We start from the raw sequence: 16,477 nt of genomic DNA, 5'->3' as shown, positions 1-16,477 counted from the left end.
TCGCCGCGCACAGGACTTCCTGCAACAGTTAGGCTCTCGAAGCAAAAAGATGTAACGAGCAACAGGACGTCCGTGGACACGAGCGAGAGCAGCAGCACCGACACCGGCCGCACGGAGAGCCGGCCCGACACCGACGCGCCGGCGGCCGAGGACCCGCCCAGGCGCGGCTGGCGCCGCTGGGCGATGGACACCCGCCCGCTGCGCATCCCCGCCTACCGGCGCCTGTGGTCGTCGACGATCGTCACCGCCGTCGGCAGCCAGCTCACCGCCGTCGCCGTGCCCAAGCAGATCTACGACATCACCCACTCCTCCGCCTGGGTCGGCTACGCGAGCCTCGCGGGCCTCGTGCCCATGGTGGCCTTCGCGCTGTGGGGCGGGGCGGTCGCCGACACCGTGGACCGGCGCAGGCTGCTGCTGGTCACCAACCTCGGTATCGCGGTGACCTCGCTGCTGTTCTGGGCGCAGGCCTTCGCCGGTGTGGACTCGGTCGTCGTCCTCATGGTGCTGCTCGCCCTGCAACAGGCGTTCTTCGGGCTCAACTCGCCCGCCCGCACCGCCTCCATCGCCCGGCTGGTCCCGGCGGAGCAGCTGCCGGCCGCCAACGCCCTCGGTTCGACGGTGATGCAGACCGGCCTGGTGGCCGGCCCGCTGCTCGCCGGTGTGCTGATCCCGGTCATCGGGCTGCCGGAGCTGTACCTGATCGACGCCCTGGCCCTGTGCGTGACGGTGTGGGCCGTCTTCCGGCTGCCCGCCCTGCCGCCGCTCGGCGCCACGGCCCGCCGGGCCGGAGTGCGCGCGATAGCGGAGGGCTTCCGTTACATCTCCCGGCACAAGGTGCTGCTGCTGTCGTTCCTCGCCGACATCGTCGCCATGGTGTTCGGCATGCCCCGCGCCCTGTTCCCGGAGCTGGCCGCGGACACGTACGGCTCCTACGGCGAGGGCCTGGCGCTCGGTGTGCTGTTCGCCGGCATCCCGGTCGGCGCGGTGCTCGGCGGCCTGTTCTCCGGTGTCTTCTCGCGGGCCCGCAGGCACGGCTGGATGGTCATCGGGGCGGTCGTCGGCTGGGGTGTGGCCGTCGCCGGGTTCGGGCTCAGCGGGAACCTCTGGGTCGCCGTGGCCTTCCTCGCCGCGGCCGGTGTCGCCGACATGGTCTCGATGGTCTTCCGCGGCGCCATCCTGCTGTCCGCCGCGACCGACGAGATGCGCGGCCGGATGCAGGGGGTGTTCACGGTGGTCGTCGCGGGCGGACCGCGCCTGGCCGACGTGCTGCACGGAACCGCCGGTTCGGCGTTCGGTCCGCGGGCCGCCGTCGCGGGCGGGGGCGCCCTGGTCGTCGTGGTGATGCTGGCCCTGGCCGCCGCGGTCCCGGCGCTGCGCCGTTACCGGATCTGAGCGCCCGGCGCACCCGGGGCGGACTCTAAAGGGGGCTGCTGCGCCGCCGGATCGCGTACTGCTCCATCAGCTTTCCCCGGGTGGTCTCCAGCCGGTGGGCGAGGATCTCGGCCACCGTCCGCACCAGCGAGAGCCCGAGCAGCGGATCCTCCACGCACAGCCCGAGCACCGACGGCCCGTCGAACTCGTACGCCCGTACGTTGCTGAAGGCGATCGCGCCGAAGTCCCACTGGTACGGCGGGAACAGCCAGGACCAGCCGAGCATGTCGCCCGCGCCCAGCGTGGCCACGGTCACCCGCTGGCGCGAGGTGACCTGCTGGTCCAGGTGGACCGCGCCCGAGCGGATCACCCAGAACCGGTCGGCGGTGCCGCCGGCGTCGAAGATGCGGGTGTCCTCCGGGAAGGACACCTCCTTCGCCAGCTCCATCAGGCGCTCACGCTGCGCCTGGGGGAGGGCGGTCAGCAGTTTGATCGCTTTGGTCATGGCGCATGGCTCCTCGCCGGCGGCGGTTGCGGTGCGGGTGCTGTGCCTCTCCAGCCCATTTCAGCCGCTGTGACCGTCCGGAGCACGTCGAGGGGGCCGGGTCCGTGGCCGCGTGTCGCGCTCGGGGCAGCAAAAAGCCCTGGCTGGACGGGGGAAACCAGCCAGGGCCGTATGCGGTGACACCAGAAGCGGGGAAGGACGGCTTCCACGCCGCTCCCGCGTCACTTATGGATGAACCATAAACCATCTGCCGTACTTTTGGGTAACCGGAAGCGGGTCAGGTGACCTGTTTCACCCCCTCCGCCCGCACCGGGCCACCGCCCGGGCGGACGATCTCCTCCAGCACCCGCAGCACCGCCTCGAAGGCCCGGGCCCGGTCGGCCGCCTCCCGCGCGCCCTCCGGGTCGGTCGCCGTCAGGTTCTGCGCCCGCTCCCGCCAGGCCCGCTCCTCCTCGGCCGCGCGCTCCTGGCCCCGCCGGATCCGCCGCAACAACTCGTCCGCGTCCACCACATCGGTCATGTACGGCGGGTACCCGCTCGGTCCGCCGTGATGACACGGGCACCGAGGGTGTTTGACAACACTCCGGCGGGTCAGTCGAAAGGGAGAGAACCCTGCAATCCGGGCACTGTTCAGGGAGGATCTGGGAGGAAGGGATGCTCGACAATCACCGGACCACTTCCATCGCGACCCTGCCGGAGACGCACGACCACGTGCCGTGCCGGCCGGCCGAGGCCCGCAGAACGGTGGAACGCGTCATGACCGAGCGGTGCCGGGCCCGCGACCTGCCGTGTGCGCACGAGGCCGTCGAGGACGCCCTGCTGGTCACGTCGGAACTCACCACCAATGCCCTGCTGCACGGCGGCGGCATCACCGGCTTCGACGTCGACGTCGACGGTGGCGGTGTCCGCGTCTCGGTCAGCGACGACAGCGACGACCTCCCGGTCACCGACCGGGCCGACGACGAGCCCGGCCACCCTCATCCCGGCGGCCGTGGCTGGCCCATCGTGTGCCGTCTGGCCAGCGACATCCGGGTCGCGGAGCTGCCCCGCGGCGGCAAATGCATCACGGCCGTCGTACCGCTGCGCTGAAGCGGTCCGGGAAGTTCCGCTCAGCGTGTTTGCGCGTGGGGGCGAGGGGCAGACGGAGTTTCGTGCTTCGGACCGGAGGCGCCTGCCCCGCGGGACAAACCCGCTGCTGGGCCCCCTTCCGGCGGGCCTGGTGGCTCACCCGCGGAGAACCCTGACACCACCGTTCGGGCCAGGACCTGGAACCGCAGTTCCGGCCATGTGCCCTGAAACCCCGTTCAGGAGCGATTCCGCATGCTGACCGACATGTCGACAAGCCGTCCCGGCACGACCGCCACCACCGGCGACACCGCCGGCGCCGCCGCGGCGCCCGGCCGACGGAACCACGACGACGCCCCGGACACGGCGGAGCTGTTCGTCCGGCTGGCGGAGCTGGAGGACGGACCCGAGCGGGACGCCGTACGCGACGAACTCGTCACCGCATGGCTCCCCATGGCCCACCGGATCGCCGGCCGGTTCCGCGACCGGGGCGAGTCCGTCGAGGACCTGCGTCAGGTGGCGGCCCTGGGACTCGTGAAGGCCATCGACCGTTTCGACCCCTCGCGCGGCGCCTTCGAGAGCTACGCCGTGCCGACGATCACCGGCGAGGTGAAGCGGCACTTCCGTGACCGGATGTGGGCCCTGAGGGTGCCGCGCCGGGTGCAGGAACTGCGCAACCGGGTGCGGGTGGCCCGGCGCGAACTCACCCAGAACCCCGGCAGCCCCGAACCCACCGTCGCCGACATCGCCGCCCACACCGGGCTCAGCGAGGAGGACGTGAACGCCGGCATGGAGGCGCTGGAGAGCTTCAGCACCCTCTCGCTGGACGCCGAACTCTCCAGCGGCGACGACGGCTACAGCCTCGCCGACACCCTCGGTGCCACGGACACCTCCTACGACGTCGTGGTCGACCGCGAGGCCGCCAAGGAGGGACTGCGCCGGCTGCCCGAGCGCGAGCGGGCCATCCTCTACATGCGCTTCTTCGAGGACATGACCCAGAGCCGCATCGCCGACCGGCTCGGCATCTCCCAGATGCACGTCTCCCGGCTGATCAGCCGCAGCTGCGCCCGCGTCCGCGACGAGGTGCTGGGCAGCCGCCGCCCGGGCGCCGACCCGAGGTGAGCGCCGCTCACCTCCGCGGCTGGGCCGGCCCTCCGGTCAGGCCCAGCGGCCGGGCCAGGCCGGAGACGGCCTCGTCCAGGCGTTGCAGATGGCGCAGCACCCGGTCGGTCACGCGGCCGTAGCGGGGGGTGCGCAGGGTTCCCGGCTCCAGCATCGACGCGATGCTGGGGCCGGTTTCGATCTGTGCGGCGGACCTCGGGTCCGTGACGTGCGCGGCGATCGCCTCGATGTTGTGCACGATCCGCGCGCCCGCCCCGCGCAGCCTGGGGTCCGCCGCGATCGACGGATGCGTCGGCAGCAGCTCGGCGGTGGCCGCCAGGGACCGCCCGTGGTACGCGCAGGTCTCCAGCAACGCCACCACGTACCGGACCGTGTTCCGGCGCGAGCGCAGCGGGGTGATCGGATGCGTGAGCGGCTGGGTGGCCGCGCGCAGGTCGGCCAGCGCCTGGTCCAGCTCCCGCGCCTGCTCCACCAGGTCGCCGCCCGCCCCGCCGCTGAGCTGGTCGACGGCGCCGCGCGTGACGTCGGCGAGCCGGTCCAGCACCGCGACCAGCAGCTCGTTGGTACGGCGGTCGGTGTGGACCGGCAGCACCACGGCCGCCGCGATCACCCCGCAGGCCGCTCCGAGCGCCGTCTCCTCGATCCGCAGCACGAGCACCGACAGGCTGTAGGTGTGCAGCAGGGTGTACAGCAGCCCCAGCATCGCCGTCACGAAGAACGACATCAGCGTGTAGGACAGCGGCGCGGTGTAGAACATCGCGAAGATGCACAGCAGCACCAGCGCGAACGCCGTCCACGTGTGGTGCCCCACCAGGGCGGCGAGCCCGATACCGGCCACCACGCCGAGCACCGTGCCCAGCAGCCGCCGGTAGCCCTTCACCAGGATCTCCCCGGTGGAGGCGGTGTTCAGGAAGACGATCCAGCACGTCAGCACCGCCCAGTACCAGCGCTGGGCGGACAGCAGCTCACCGCCGACGATGGCGAGCGAGGAGCCGACGGCCACCTGGACGGCGGCCCGGGTGGTGGGCCGCTTCAGACCGGTCGGCCGCGCCTCCTCCGCTTCGCTCTCCTCGCTGACCTCGATCGCGGCGTCCTCCGCGTCCAGCTCCTCGCGCGAGCGGGCGGTCGCCGGGGTGTCGTCGGACTCGTCCTGTGGCCCGTCCAGGGCGAGCCGCAGACCCAGCGCGGCCCGCGCGGTCTCACCGAGGCCACGGAAGACGTCCTGCACGGCCGGTGCGGCCGGGGGCAGGTTCTCCTCCTCCCGGTAGCCGAGCAGCCGGTTGCGCACCTGGGCGAGCGCCGTTCCCGACGCCTCCCCGGCCGGCCGCAGCGTCAGCAGCCGCAGCGCCTGGAGATCCCGGTGCAGCGCGGCCGTCGCCCCGTCCCGCACCGGCAGCTCGCCGCCGGAGGGCAGCGGGGCGCCCGGCAGATGCAGGGTGAGCGTGTCGGTCCGCTGCGCGCTGCGCGCGGTGAGCAGCAGCAGGCCGAGCCGCTCGGCGGCGATCTCCGCGTCCGCGATCCGGCGCTGGAGCAGCCGGGCCACCGCCGGGTCCGACGTGCCGTCCTCCAGCCGGCCCTGGATCAGCAAGGCCGTCTCGTGCAGCCGCGCGGTGCCGGTGCGCAGGTCCTCGAGCACCTTCTCGGCCTCGTCGGGGCCGGCGTCCAGCAATTCGGCCTGGGTGGCGAGCAACTGGGCGAGCCGGGCGCGGAAGGCCCGCCGCAGCCGGTCCAGGGTGCCCGCGGGGGTCTGCGGGAGGAGCGCGAAGCGGGCGGCGGCGCTGCACGCGAACGCCACGCAGATGACGCCGTACAGCTCCGGCAGCACGGACGCCGTCGCGCCCACGAACAGCGACAGGAAGTAGACCTGGAAGCCGATCAGCCCCAGTGCCGTGCCCCGGTCACCGAACCGGCGGCCGTAGACGGCGCAGAAGATGAGGACGACGAAGAACAGGTCGCCGGCGACGACCCGTTGGCTGAGCAGCGCGCCCAGTGACACCGAGGCCAGCGCCACCGGCAGGCCGCACGCCAGCGTCACGGCCTGCTGGGCGCGCTGCTTCTCCCGGATGGCGAACGTGGCGACCATCGCCGCGATCGCCCCGGCGACCAGCTGGGGCACCGGGACGTGCAGCGCGGCCAGGACGGCGAGGGTGAGGGCGATCGCGGTCACCGTGCGCAGTCCCGCGGTCAGGCGGAGCAGTCCGGGATCCGACGCCGCGAGCCGGTCCCACATCCGTACCCGTCCCGACCGTGCCACTGCCCTCACGCCGCCGCGCTCTCTCCCGTGCCGGAAATCGATCTCCGACCCAGCATCGCACGCGGCCCCGGCTCACCTCTCTCCGGCCAGGGTGGCGGCCACCAGCGCGTTGGCGTGCCCGTGGCCCATGCCGTGCTCGGACTTGAGCCAGCCGACCAGCTCCATGTGCTTCGTCAGCGGCGAGGAGCGGATCAGCTCCTGCCACTCGCCGACCGGACGGCCGTACGTCTTCTCGATCGACGGGAAATAGCTGGCCGGGCCCTTGACGGCCTTCTCGGTCATGCCGGGATGTCCCCTCCGTGTGACGTCTGCGATCAACAGGGAAGACCGCCGATCCGCGGTGAAGTGATCGGCGGTCCCCTGTGAGTCACGTCACCTCACGGGTGGTCGATGCCCGCGCCCTCCACCCGGGCCCGGACCTCGTCCGGGGACAGGTAGGAATCGGTGAACTCGAAGTCCTTCAGCCGGGCGGGCTTGCGGGCCTGGAAGCCGGTGCGCACGAAGTCGTCGCCCGCGACCGCGTTCAGCAGCCAGTTGGTCATCACCCGGGTCTTCGCCACGTTGGTGCGCAGCGCCGACCAGTGGTAGCCGCGGGCCACCGCCTGCGCGGGAACGCCGCGCAACTCGATCCCCAGCGGCTTGGACACGGCGTCCTTGCCGCCGAGGTCGACGACGAGACCCAGGTCCTTGTGGACGTACGGCTGCATCTGCTGCCCGCGCAGCGCCGCGATGACGTTGTCGGCGACCTTCCTGCCCTGCCGCATGGCGTGCTGGGCGGTGGGCGGGCACACGGCGCCCTCCTGGCCCTTGGCCAGGTCCGGCACGGCCGCCGAGTCACCGAGCGCGAACACGCCGTCGTACCCCGGCAGGCACATCTCGGCGGTGACCGCCAGCCGGCCCTTGACCGTCTCCGCGCCGAGCGTGGCGATGAGCGGGCTGGCGACCACCCCGGCCGTCCAGATCAGCGTGTGCGTCGGCACCACGCGGCCGTCGGTGAAGGTGACCTCCTCCGGGCCGGCCTTGTCGATCGACACGCCCAGCGAGACCTCGATGCCGCGCCGCCTGAGGATCTCCTGCGCGCTGCGGCCGAGCTTGTCGCCCAGCTCGGGCATCAGCTTGGGCGCGATGTCGATCAGATGCCACTTGATCAGGCCCGGGTCCAGCCGCGGGTAGCGCCGTACGGCCGCGTGCGTCAGCCGCTGCAGACAGGCCGCCGTCTCGGTGCCCGCGTAGCCGCCGCCGACCACCACGAACTGAAGCCGCGCCGCCCGCTCGACGGGGTCGTCGCTGGCGTCCGCCAGGTCGAGCTGCGAGATGACGTGGTCGCGGACGTAGGCGGCCTCCGCGAGGGTCTTCATGCCGAAGGCGTGCTCGGTCAGGCCCGGGATGTCGAAGGTGCGGGTCACGCTCCCCGGTGCCAGCACGATGTAGTCGTAGGGCTCGTTGACGATCTTGTCGGTGATGGTGCGGATGACGCACACCTTGGCCTTCAGGTCCACCCCGATCGCGCCGCCGGGGATGATCCGGGTGCGGTACTTCCTGCTGCGGCGCAGGGACACGGCGATCGACTGCGGCGTGAGCACGCCGGAGGCGACCTGGGGCAGCAGCGGCAGGTAGAGCTGGTAGGCGAACGGCGTCACCAGGGTGACGTCGGCCTCGTCCGGGGCGAGTTTCCGCTCCAGGCGGCGGACGCAGTCGACTCCGGCGAAGCCTGCGCCAACCACCAGGATCCTGGGTCGTGTCACGGTGTTCATCCCTTTCTGCGGCTCCGGGCGGTCCGACTCGACGCCGTTCGCATGCCCTGGATCGCTCTGCGCCAACTCCGATCCCACCGTGCCTCCAGCCGTTCCGCCAGCTGGGTGCGGCAGGCAGACGAACGCATGGGGACCAGCATGCCCCCACTGGGACGTGGAGTAACCGGCTGGCGCACACCTACACGTCGAACACCGGTCACCAGGGCAGGAACGCGTGGATGTCCTTGCCGCGGTCGTGCACCACCACACTCACCTGGGTGCACAGCGTGTGCACCAGGTGCCAGCCGATGCCGCCACCGCCCGTGCGGGGGTGGAACGGCCGTGGCTCCGGCTTGGTCGTGCTGGTGTCCCGCATCGTCACGTGCACCCCGTCGAACGTGCGGCGCATCCGCAGGTCGAACGGACCGGGCGCGTACTGGATCGCGTTCGCGGCCAGTTCGGTCACGACGAGCAGGATGTCGTCCCAGTACTCGTGCGCTCCCGGCGGGGCGTCGCGGGCGAGGGCGCACAGGAACTCCTCCGCCGCGAGCCGAGCGCCCGTGACGTTGCGCAGCTCCCCGGGGAAGGAGAACGTACGCTCGTACCTCTCCTCCGAGGGCGGTGTGTCGTCCCAGCGCGGCTCCGTCACCATCTCGCATTCCCCGGTCCCGGCCCGTCCCGGGCCGGCTCGGCCCGTTCCGGCCGGAACGGTCGTCGTTGCTGATCTCTCGCTGGGCTGCGGGTTCCCCCAGCCGCGCAGGCTATCCGTCTCCCCTCGGACCCGCCGCCCGTTCGCCGTACTTCCGCGGCGCCGTCAGCCGAAGACATCGTCCGGTTCGTCCCACTCGGCCGGCTCCGGCGGACCCGGCCGCGACCGGGAGCGCGCCTGGTACATTGCCTCGATCTCGGCCGCGTAGTGCCGCACGACGGCGTCCCGGCGCAGCTTCATGGACGGCGTCAGCAGCCCGTTGTGCGGTGCGAACGGTTCCTGGAGGACACGGTAGACCCTGATCGACTCCGCTCGGGACACCGCACTGTTGGCGGAGGCCACCGCCCGCGCGATCTCCTCCCGCAGGGCGTTCTCCTCCCGGGTCTCCCGTCCCTGGGCGTCGCCCGGCAGGGCCAGGGCGGCCCGCCAGTGCGCGAGGAACTCCGGGTCCAGGGTGATCAGGGCGCCCACGCAGGGCCGGTCGTCGCCGATCACCACCGCCTGGTGGACCAGCGGATGCATCCGCAGCCGCTGCTCCAGCAGGGCCGGGGCCACGCTCTTGCCGCCGCTGGTGACGATGATGTCCTTCTTGCGCCCGGTGATCGTCAGATAGCCCTCGGAGTCCAGCCGGCCGATGTCCCCGGTGGCCAGCCAGCCGCCGCGCAGCGCGGCCCGGGTCGCGTGCTCGTCGCTGATGTACCCCTGGAACACCGACGGACCGCGCACCAGGATCTCCCCGTCGTCGGCCACCTGGATCTCGGTGCCGGGCAGCGCCAGGCCCACGGTCCCGGACTTCTCCCGGCCCAGCGGCTGCATGGTGATCCCGCCGGAGGCCTCGGTGAGCCCGTACCCGTCGTGGAGGTAGACGCCGATGCCTTCGTAGAACAGGCTCAGTTCGCGGTTGAGGGCGCTGCCGCCGGAGGTCCCGCGCACCACGCGGCCGCCGAGCGCGGCCCGCAGCCTGCGGTACACCGTCCTCTCGTACAGGGCGTGTTGCAGCCTCAGTTCGAGTCCTGGCCCCGGCCCGGTGCCCAGCCGCCGGCGTTCCTCGGCGGCGGCGAAGTCCCGCGCGGTCTGCGCGGCCCGCTCGAACAGCGCACCCCGGCCGGCCTGCTGGGCGGTGCGCAGGAACGTCTTGTACAGCTTCTCGAACACCGACGGCACACCGTAGAGGTACGTCGGCCGGAACGTGCTCAGGGCCGACGCCAGCGCCGGACCGGTCAGCTCCGGCTCGTGCGCCAGCAGCACGCCGCCCCGCACACACATCAGCATGATCATGATGCCGTAGACGTGCGAGAACGGCAGGAACGCCAGCACGGAGGGCTGTTCGCCCGGGGGTGCGGCGGTGTGCGCCCAGCCGGCCAGCAGCGTGTCACAGGGGTAGGCCAGACCGCGGTGGCTGAGCGCGCAGCCCATCGGGCGCCCGGAGGTGCCGGAGGTGTAGACGACGGCCGCCGTGGAGTCCGGCAGCACGATCCGGCGCAGCGACTCCACCGTGGTGTAGGGGACGGCCGTGCCCCGCTCCACGAGTTGCGCAAGGGCGCCGGCGTCGAGCTGCCAGACGTGCCGCAGCCGTGGCAGCCGGGTGCACACGGTGCCGACGGTCATCACGCCCTGCTCGTCCTCCACGACCACGGCCACGCAGCCGGCGTCGCGCAGGATCCATTCCACCTGGTCCCGCGAGGACGCCGGATGGACCGCCACGATCTCGGCGCCCACCACCCACAGCGCGTGCGCGAGCACCGTCCACTCGTAGCGGGTGCGGGCCATCAGGGCCACCCGGTGGCCGGGCGAGAGACCGGCGGCGATCAGGCCCCTGGCCAGGTCGACCACCTCGTCCCGCAGCTCGACCGCCGTGACCTCCTGCCAGGGGGCGTCGGGACCGTCCCGGCGCGCGAGGACCGGCAGCGCCGGGTTCCGCTCCGCCGTGGCGAACACGCTGTCGGCGAGGCCGCCGGTGAGCGGCGGGACGACGGCGGGAGCGGGGGCGGGAGCGAGGGCGAGGTTCCGCATGCGCTGCTCCTGGGTACGGAAGGTCACTCCGCCGATCGGCTCGGTGTCGGCGGTGCTCGAATGTAGCCCAGGCAGGCGCGTTCGGTGAGAGGAACGGAGAAGTCGTGATCGGCTGATGATGTGGGCGTGTCCTGGGGACTCGGGACACATGAGTCATGTGAACCCCGATCCGGAGCCCGAGCGCACGACCGGTCTGGAACCAGGCGGGGGAGTCCCGCCCGGCGAGACCCCGCCGGCCGAGAGCAGCATGCCCGAGGCCGGCCCCCGCGAACCGCACGTCCAGCGCAGGGGCTGGGCCAAGGCACCGCTGACCCTGATCCTGCTGCTGGTCGTGCTGATCGCGGCCTTCTTCCTGGCGTACGCCCTGGTACTGATCCTCTGACCGCTCCGCTCAGCCCTGCGTGCGCCGCACGCACTCGGCGACGACGTCCCGCAGGCTGCCGGTGTGCTCCAGCAGCCTGCGCTGCTCCCGCGCGCCGTTGCCCGTGCGCAGCAGCTCCTCGACGGCCCGCTCGGCCCGGGCCGCGTCACCGGACTCGGTGAGCGCGTCCCCCGTGTACTCCAGCAGGGAGCGCAGCACCCGGGGCGCGGGCCGCGGCCGCATGGTCACCGGGTCGAGCAGGTCCTCCTCCAGGCCGTAGCGGGCCGCCTGCCAGTCGGCCAGCCGGAGCAGGCTGACACCGGGGTCCGGCGCCGGCCGGCCCGCCCGCCACTCCCGGGCGGCCGTCTCCACGAGGGCACGGCAGAGCGTCGCGATCAGCACCGCGCTCTCCGCGCCCAGGCACACGTCCGACACCCGGATCTCCACCGTCGGGTACCGGGCCGACAGCCGTGCGTCGAAATAGGCCATGGCCTCGTCGAGGATCACCCCGGTGTCCACCATGTCGGCCACCCGGCTGTGGTACCGCTCGGCCGTCTCGAACGGCTCGGTCGGGCCGGCCGACGGCCACCGGTTCCACACCCGGCTGCGATAGCTGGCGTATCCGGAGTTCCGGCCCTGCCAGAACGGGGAGTTCGCACTGATCGCCCGCAGCACCGGCAGCCACGGACGGAGCCGGTCGAGGACCGCGACGCCCTCCTCGTCGGACTCCACCGACACATGGACGTGGCAGCCGCAGACCAGCTGCTCCCACGTGGGGATCCCGTACCGCTGGGCCAGCCACTGGTACCGGTCGTTCACGCTGAGGGCGGGACTGACCGGCAGCGGGGACGTGGCCAGCGCGGCGACCCCGCAGCCGATCTGCCCGGCGTGCCGGGCCGCCTCCTTGCGGCAGCGGACGATCTCGTCGCCGAGGTCCGCCATGTCCGACTGCGGATGCGTGGCGAACTCCAGCATCTGCCCGAACAGCTCCTTCTCGAAGACGTCCTGGCCGGGATCGTCCTGGGCGGCCCGTGCGAGGACCGCCGCCGCCAGTGCCTTCGGGTCGCCGCTGTCCGGATCGACCAGGAGGAGTTCCTCCTCCACTCCGACGGTGCGCACCTGGGTGCCGCCCTTCTGTCCGTGCCACGGGGGCAGTCGCTGTCTGTACGACCCCGACTGCCCCTCGCACGGGCGCCGACACCTGCGGCTTTCAGTCCTGTGGCGTCAGCCATACGGTGGCGAGCGGGGGCAGCGTGAGGTTCAGGAACCCCTCCTCGGGCTTGACGGGACCCTCGGTGCGGACGCCGCCGCCGCCGTACCGGGCGTCGTCGGTGTTCAGCTCCTCGCGCCAGGCGGGAAAACCGTCGGGGACCCACAGGCGGTAGCCGTGCCGGACGACCGGGGAGAAGTTCGACACCGCCAGCAGCGGGTTCCCGTCGGCGGCGAAGCGCAGGAACGCCAGCACGTTGTCGTCGGCCGCGTCGCACAGCACCCACCGGAAGCCACCCGGGTCGGTGTCCCGCTGCCACAGCGCCGGCGTCGCCCGGTACACCGTGTTCAGGTCCCGCACCAGGGCCTGCACGCCCCGGTGGTCGCCGGCCGAGTGGTAGTCGTCGGACAGCAGCCACCACTCGGGGCCGTGGGTGTGCGACCACTCCGCCCCCTGGGCGAACTCCTGCCCCATGAACAACAGCTGTTTGCCGGGGTGGGCCCACATGAAGCCGAGGTAGGCGCGATGGTTGGCGCGCCGCTGCCACCAGTCGCCGGGCATCTTCGACACCAGCGCCTGCTTGCCGTGGACGACCTCGTCGTGGGAGATCGGCAGGACGTAGTTCTCGCTGTAGGCGTACACCATCGAGAACGTCATCTCGTTGTGGTGGTACTTGCGGTGCACCGGCTCCTTCTGGATGTACTGCAGCGAGTCGTGCATCCAGCCCATGTTCCACTTCAGCCCGAACCCGAGCCCGCCGCTGTCGGTCGGCCGGGTCACCCCGTCCCACGCGGTCGACTCCTCGGCGATGGTCACCACGCCCGGGCAGCGCCGGTACACGGTGGCGTTCATCTCCTGGAGGAAGGCCACCGCGTCCAGGTCCTCCCGGCCGCCGAAGACGTTGGGCTCCCACTGGCCGGAGTCCCGCGAGTAGTCCAGGTAGAGCATGGAGGCGACGGCGTCCACGCGCAGCCCGTCGACGTGGAACTCCTCGCACCAGTACACCGCGTTGGCGACGAGGAAGTTGCGCACCTCGGTGCGGCCGTAGTCGAACTCGTACGTGCCCCAGTCCGGGTGCTCCGCGCGCAGCGCGTTCCCGGGCTCGTACAGCGGGTCCCCGTCGAACCGGGCCAGCGCCCAGTCGTCCTTGGGGAAGTGCGCCGGCACCCAGTCCATGATCACGCCGAGGCCGGCGCGGTGACAGGCGTCCACGAAGTACCGGAAGTCGTCCGGCGAGCCGAGCCGGGGCGTCGGCGCGTAGTAGGAGGTGACCTGGTAGCCCCAGGAGCCGCTGAACGGGTACCCGGCCACCGGCATCAGCTCCACGTGGGTGAAGCCCATCTCCTTGGCGTACGCCGGGAGTTCCTCGGCGAGCTGACGGTAGGTCAGCCCCGGCCGCCAGGACGGCAGGTGCACCTCGTACACCGAGAACGGCGCCTGGTGCACGGGGGTGTCACCGCGGTGCGCCATCCACTCGGCGTCGCCCCACTCGTAGTGCGAGGACGTCACGACCGACGCCGTGTCCGGCGGCACCTCCGTGCCCCGCGCCATCGGGTCGGCCTTCAGGAACCGGTGCCCGTACCGGGAGGTGATCTCGAACTTGTACCGCGTGCCCTCGCCGATCCCGGGCAGGAACAGCTCCCACACCCCGGACGCGCCGAGCGACCGCATGGGGTACTGCGTGCCGTCCCAGTACGTGAAGTCCCCGGCCACCCGCACCCCCTGGGCGTTGGGCGCCCACACGGTGAAGCGGGTGCCGGACACGCCCTGGTGGACCATCGGCTCGGCCCCGAGCGCCCGCCACAGCTGCTCGTGCCGGCCCTCGCGGATCAGGTGCAGGTCCAGTTCGCCGAGGGCGGGCAGGAAGCGGTACGGGTCGTGCACCTCCTGCTCGGTGTCGTCGTACGCCACCAGCAGTGTGTACGACGGGACCTCCGCGTGGGGCAGGACGCCGGCGAACAGACCGTCGCCCTCCGGCCGCAGCGCGGTGGGCGTGCCGTCGATCACGACGCTCACCGCCCGGGCGTTCGGGCGCAGCGCCCGGAACAGCGTGCCGCCCGGCACCGGGTGGGCGCCCAGCAGGGCGTGCGGATCGTGGTGCGCGCCGGCCAGCAGCCGGCCGCGGTCGGCGGGGTCCAGGGCCACGGCCGCGGGCGGCGTGGGCCCGGCGGTCTCGGGGCGCGTGGTGTCCTTCAGTGCCATGGGTCAGCCTCCCCACACGGCGAGCCGCTTGATCGCCGCCATCGGTACCGGCAGCCAGTCGGGCCGGTGTCTCGCCTCGTACAGCACCTCGTAGACCGCCCTGTCCGTCTCGTGCGCGCGCAGCAGCGCGTGCTTCTTGCGTGGGTCCCAGCCGGCGCGGGCCGCGTAGCCCGCGCAGAACGCCTCCCGGCAGCGGCGCGCCCACTCGGGTCGCCAGGGACGGCGCTGCCGGGCCGCGTAGTCGAAGGAGCGCAGCATCCCGGCGACGTCCCGCACCGGGGACTGCGGGGCGCGCCGCTCGGCGAGCGGACGGGACGGCTCGCCCTCGAAGTCGATGACGAACCAGTCGCGGCCGGCCCGCAGCACCTGCCCGAGGTGCAGATCGCCGTGGATGCGCTGGGCGGGCGGCCCGGTGTCGCACGTGGCGAGCGCCCCGAACGCGGCCCGCAGACCGGGTACGTAGGGCAGCAGCCCGGGGACGGCGTGCGCGGCGGCGTCGAGCCGCGCGCACATCGCCTCGGCCGTACGGCCGTTCTCGCCCGGCCCGGCCGGCGGGAAGGCCTCGGCCAGCGCCAGGTGCACCTCGGCCATGGCCCGGCCCAGCGCGCGGGACTCGGCGGTGAAGTGGTCGCCCGCGGCGAGCGCGCGCAGCGCCAGCGTCCAGCCGTCGGTGGCGTCCGGCAGGAACGGCTGCAGCACGCCGAGGGTGGCCGGGCGCGGGGCGGTCGTGGTGAACCAGGCCACCGGCGCCGGCACCCGGGTGCAGCCCTGCGCGGTCAGCGCCGCCGGCACCTCCAGGTCCGGGTTGACGCCCGGCTGGATCCGGCGGAACAGCTTCAGGATGTACGCGTCGCCGTACACGATGGAGGAGTTGGACTGTTCGGCGTCCAGCAGCCGCGGCGGCAGACCGCCGGGCACCCGGGCGGCCGGGTCCGTCTCGAACCGCAGCGGGCCCGCCGTGCCGGGCTGCCTCAGCCGCTCCAGCAGCAGATGGGCCGAGCGCGGGTCGTGCAGGGCGTCATACACCGCGAGCCCGGCCAGCGGGCCGTCCACGGCCCGTCCGATGAACGCCCGCTCCAGCCGTGGGGCGAGGTGCTGGCGCAGCCCGAGCAGCAGCTGGTAGCAGTCCCCGGGCGGGGGAGTGCCGCCGGGGGTGGGCACCGGCACGTGCGAGGCGTGCACCAGCAGGTGCAGACACCCCGGGAACAGCTCCGTCACGGACAGCACCGACAGATCGGTGACCGGCCGGTCCTTGCCCGCGAACCAGCGTTGCCTCGGCAGCCAGTCGCGCAGCAGCCCGCCCAGCGAGGCCAGTGGCCCGTCGGGCCCGGCCGCGGTGCGCGGTCGGGGGGTGATGGTCTTCGGCATGGTGACGCGTCCTTTCCTCGGCGCCGGGCGTTCAGCGTCGGCGGCCGATGCGGGATGCGACTCGGGTGAGCCGGAACCAGTAGAAGCCGTGGCCTTGCAGGGTGAGCAGGTAAGGCAGTTCGCCGATGGCGGGGAAGCGCACTCCGCCGATCAGCTCGACCGGGTGCCGTCCGTCGTAGGCCCGCAGATCGAGTTCGGTGGGCTGGGCGAAGCGGGAGAAGTTGTTCACGCACAGCACCAGGTCGTCGCCGTACTCGCGCAGGAACGCCAGGACCGCCGGGTTGGAGGAGGTCAGTTCCGTGAACGAGCCGAGTCCGAAGGCGGGGTTCTGCTTGCGGATCTCGATCATGCGGCGGGTCCAGTGCAGCAGGCTGGACGGGGACGACATGGAGGCTTCCACGTTGGTGACCTGGAAGCCGTAGACCGGGTCCATGATCGTGGGGAGGTAGAGCCTGCCGGGGTCGCACGTCGAGAAGCCGGCGTTGCGGTCGGGGGTCCACTGCATGGGGGTGCGCACGGCGTCGCGGTCGCCGAGCCAGATGTTGTCGCCCATGCCGATCTCGT

At 72.5% G+C, this 16,477-nt stretch carries 15 protein-coding genes; 4 read left to right on the top strand and 11 right to left on the bottom strand.

Going from position 1 to position 16,477, the window contains the following annotated elements:
• Window positions 1–72 precede the first annotated feature (72 nt).
• Complete coding sequence (locus AB0946_RS37450) at window positions 73–1,392, top strand: MFS transporter (protein WP_366765193.1); 1,320 nt, start codon at window positions 73–75, stop codon at window positions 1,390–1,392.
• 25 nt (window positions 1,393–1,417) lie between these two features.
• On the opposite strand, the gene AB0946_RS37445 is transcribed toward AB0946_RS37450, so the two are convergent.
• Both AB0946_RS37445 and AB0946_RS37440 read right to left on the bottom strand, forming a co-directional pair.
• A complete protein-coding gene (locus AB0946_RS37445; RefSeq protein ID WP_366765192.1) occupies window positions 1,418–1,876 on the bottom strand; it encodes a cyclic nucleotide-binding domain-containing protein in 459 nt (152 codons plus the stop codon).
• 277 nt (window positions 1,877–2,153) lie between these two features.
• Complete coding sequence (locus AB0946_RS37440) at window positions 2,154–2,396, bottom strand: hypothetical protein (RefSeq protein ID WP_366765191.1); 243 nt, start codon at window positions 2,394–2,396, stop codon at window positions 2,154–2,156.
• A gap of 134 nt (window positions 2,397–2,530) precedes the next feature.
• Between AB0946_RS37440 and AB0946_RS37435 the strand changes: the two genes are divergently transcribed.
• Complete coding sequence (locus AB0946_RS37435; RefSeq protein WP_366765190.1) at window positions 2,531–2,965, top strand: ATP-binding protein; 435 nt, start codon at window positions 2,531–2,533, stop codon at window positions 2,963–2,965.
• A 231-nt stretch (window positions 2,966–3,196) separates the two neighbouring features.
• Window positions 3,197–4,063, top strand: a complete 867-nt coding sequence (locus AB0946_RS37430; protein WP_366765189.1) for a SigB/SigF/SigG family RNA polymerase sigma factor — start codon at window positions 3,197–3,199, stop codon at window positions 4,061–4,063.
• 7 nt (window positions 4,064–4,070) lie between these two features.
• Here the strand turns inward: AB0946_RS37430 and AB0946_RS37425 are convergent, their stop codons facing one another.
• The 5 genes from AB0946_RS37425 to AB0946_RS37405 all read right to left on the bottom strand — a co-directional run bounded on the left by AB0946_RS37425 (window position 4,071) and on the right by AB0946_RS37405 (window position 10,772).
• Window positions 4,071–6,293, bottom strand: coding sequence for an FUSC family protein (locus AB0946_RS37425; protein ID WP_366765243.1), 2,223 nt, complete (start codon window positions 6,291–6,293; stop codon window positions 4,071–4,073).
• 96 nt (window positions 6,294–6,389) lie between these two features.
• Entirely contained in the window at window positions 6,390–6,599 is a 210-nt protein-coding gene (locus tag AB0946_RS37420) for a DUF4287 domain-containing protein (protein ID WP_366765188.1), read from the bottom strand.
• Between the two features lie 95 nt (window positions 6,600–6,694).
• The gene (locus AB0946_RS37415) at window positions 6,695–8,071 is read right to left on the bottom strand and encodes an NAD(P)/FAD-dependent oxidoreductase (protein WP_366765187.1); all 1,377 of its coding nucleotides are present in this window, start codon (window positions 8,069–8,071) and stop codon (window positions 6,695–6,697) included.
• Window positions 8,072–8,267: 196 nt separating this feature from the next.
• Window positions 8,268–8,702, bottom strand: a complete 435-nt coding sequence (locus AB0946_RS37410; protein ID WP_103816643.1) for an ATP-binding protein — start codon at window positions 8,700–8,702, stop codon at window positions 8,268–8,270.
• 162 nt (window positions 8,703–8,864) lie between these two features.
• Window positions 8,865–10,772 (bottom strand): AMP-dependent synthetase/ligase, encoded by a 1,908-nt coding sequence (locus AB0946_RS37405; RefSeq protein ID WP_366765186.1) that lies wholly within the window; start codon window positions 10,770–10,772, stop codon window positions 8,865–8,867.
• 148 nt (window positions 10,773–10,920) lie between these two features.
• Here AB0946_RS37405 and AB0946_RS37400 point away from each other — a divergent pair, with 148 nt between their 5' ends.
• Window positions 10,921–11,154, top strand: a complete 234-nt coding sequence (locus tag AB0946_RS37400) for a DUF6480 family protein (protein ID WP_366753039.1) — start codon at window positions 10,921–10,923, stop codon at window positions 11,152–11,154.
• A gap of 9 nt (window positions 11,155–11,163) precedes the next feature.
• Here the strand turns inward: AB0946_RS37400 and AB0946_RS37395 are convergent, their stop codons facing one another.
• The 4 genes from AB0946_RS37395 to AB0946_RS37380 form a co-directional block, all read right to left on the bottom strand.
• Window positions 11,164–12,252 (bottom strand): glutamate--cysteine ligase, encoded by a 1,089-nt coding sequence (locus tag AB0946_RS37395; RefSeq protein WP_366765185.1) that lies wholly within the window; start codon window positions 12,250–12,252, stop codon window positions 11,164–11,166.
• A gap of 91 nt (window positions 12,253–12,343) precedes the next feature.
• The gene (gene glgB, locus AB0946_RS37390) at window positions 12,344–14,545 is read right to left on the bottom strand and encodes a 1,4-alpha-glucan branching enzyme (protein ID WP_366765184.1); all 2,202 of its coding nucleotides are present in this window, start codon (window positions 14,543–14,545) and stop codon (window positions 12,344–12,346) included.
• Between the two features lie 3 nt (window positions 14,546–14,548).
• Entirely contained in the window at window positions 14,549–15,913 is a 1,365-nt protein-coding gene (locus AB0946_RS37385; RefSeq protein WP_366765183.1) for a maltokinase, read from the bottom strand.
• 31 nt (window positions 15,914–15,944) lie between these two features.
• Window positions 15,945–16,477: alpha-glucosidase C-terminal domain-containing protein (locus AB0946_RS37380; RefSeq protein ID WP_366765182.1), on the bottom strand; the 533-nt coding region annotated here is incomplete at its 5' end.

The organism is Streptomyces sp. NPDC046870, assembly GCF_040704595.1.
Classification (GTDB): Bacteria; Actinomycetota; Actinomycetes; order Streptomycetales; family Streptomycetaceae; genus Streptomyces; species Streptomyces argyrophylli.
The sequence above is the reverse complement of the archived record's forward strand: the minus strand, read 5'-3'. Positions and strand labels throughout refer to the sequence as shown.

What these genes read in the sequence shown, in the direction of transcription:
- AB0946_RS37445 (WP_366765192.1), bottom strand. Translation starts at nt 1,876, where the DNA reads ATGACCAAAGCGATCAAACTGCTGACCGCCCTCCCCCAGGCGCAGCGT.
- AB0946_RS37440 (WP_366765191.1), bottom strand. Translation starts at nt 2,396, where the DNA reads ATGACCGATGTGGTGGACGCGGACGAGTTGTTGCGGCGGATCCGGCGG.
- AB0946_RS37435 (WP_366765190.1), top strand. Translation starts at nt 2,531, where the DNA reads ATGCTCGACAATCACCGGACCACTTCCATCGCGACCCTGCCGGAGACG.
- AB0946_RS37430 (WP_366765189.1), top strand. Translation starts at nt 3,197, where the DNA reads ATGCTGACCGACATGTCGACAAGCCGTCCCGGCACGACCGCCACCACC.
- AB0946_RS37425 (WP_366765243.1), bottom strand. Translation starts at nt 6,293, where the DNA reads ATGTGGGACCGGCTCGCGGCGTCGGATCCCGGACTGCTCCGCCTGACC.
- AB0946_RS37420 (WP_366765188.1), bottom strand. Translation starts at nt 6,599, where the DNA reads ATGACCGAGAAGGCCGTCAAGGGCCCGGCCAGCTATTTCCCGTCGATC.
- AB0946_RS37415 (WP_366765187.1), bottom strand. Translation starts at nt 8,071, where the DNA reads ATGAACACCGTGACACGACCCAGGATCCTGGTGGTTGGCGCAGGCTTC.
- AB0946_RS37410 (WP_103816643.1), bottom strand. Translation starts at nt 8,702, where the DNA reads ATGGTGACGGAGCCGCGCTGGGACGACACACCGCCCTCGGAGGAGAGG.
- AB0946_RS37405 (WP_366765186.1), bottom strand. Translation starts at nt 10,772, where the DNA reads ATGCGGAACCTCGCCCTCGCTCCCGCCCCCGCTCCCGCCGTCGTCCCG.
- AB0946_RS37400 (WP_366753039.1), top strand. Translation starts at nt 10,921, where the DNA reads ATGAGTCATGTGAACCCCGATCCGGAGCCCGAGCGCACGACCGGTCTG.
- glgB (WP_366765184.1), bottom strand. Translation starts at nt 14,545, where the DNA reads ATGGCACTGAAGGACACCACGCGCCCCGAGACCGCCGGGCCCACGCCG.
- AB0946_RS37385 (WP_366765183.1), bottom strand. Translation starts at nt 15,913, where the DNA reads ATGCCGAAGACCATCACCCCCCGACCGCGCACCGCGGCCGGGCCCGAC.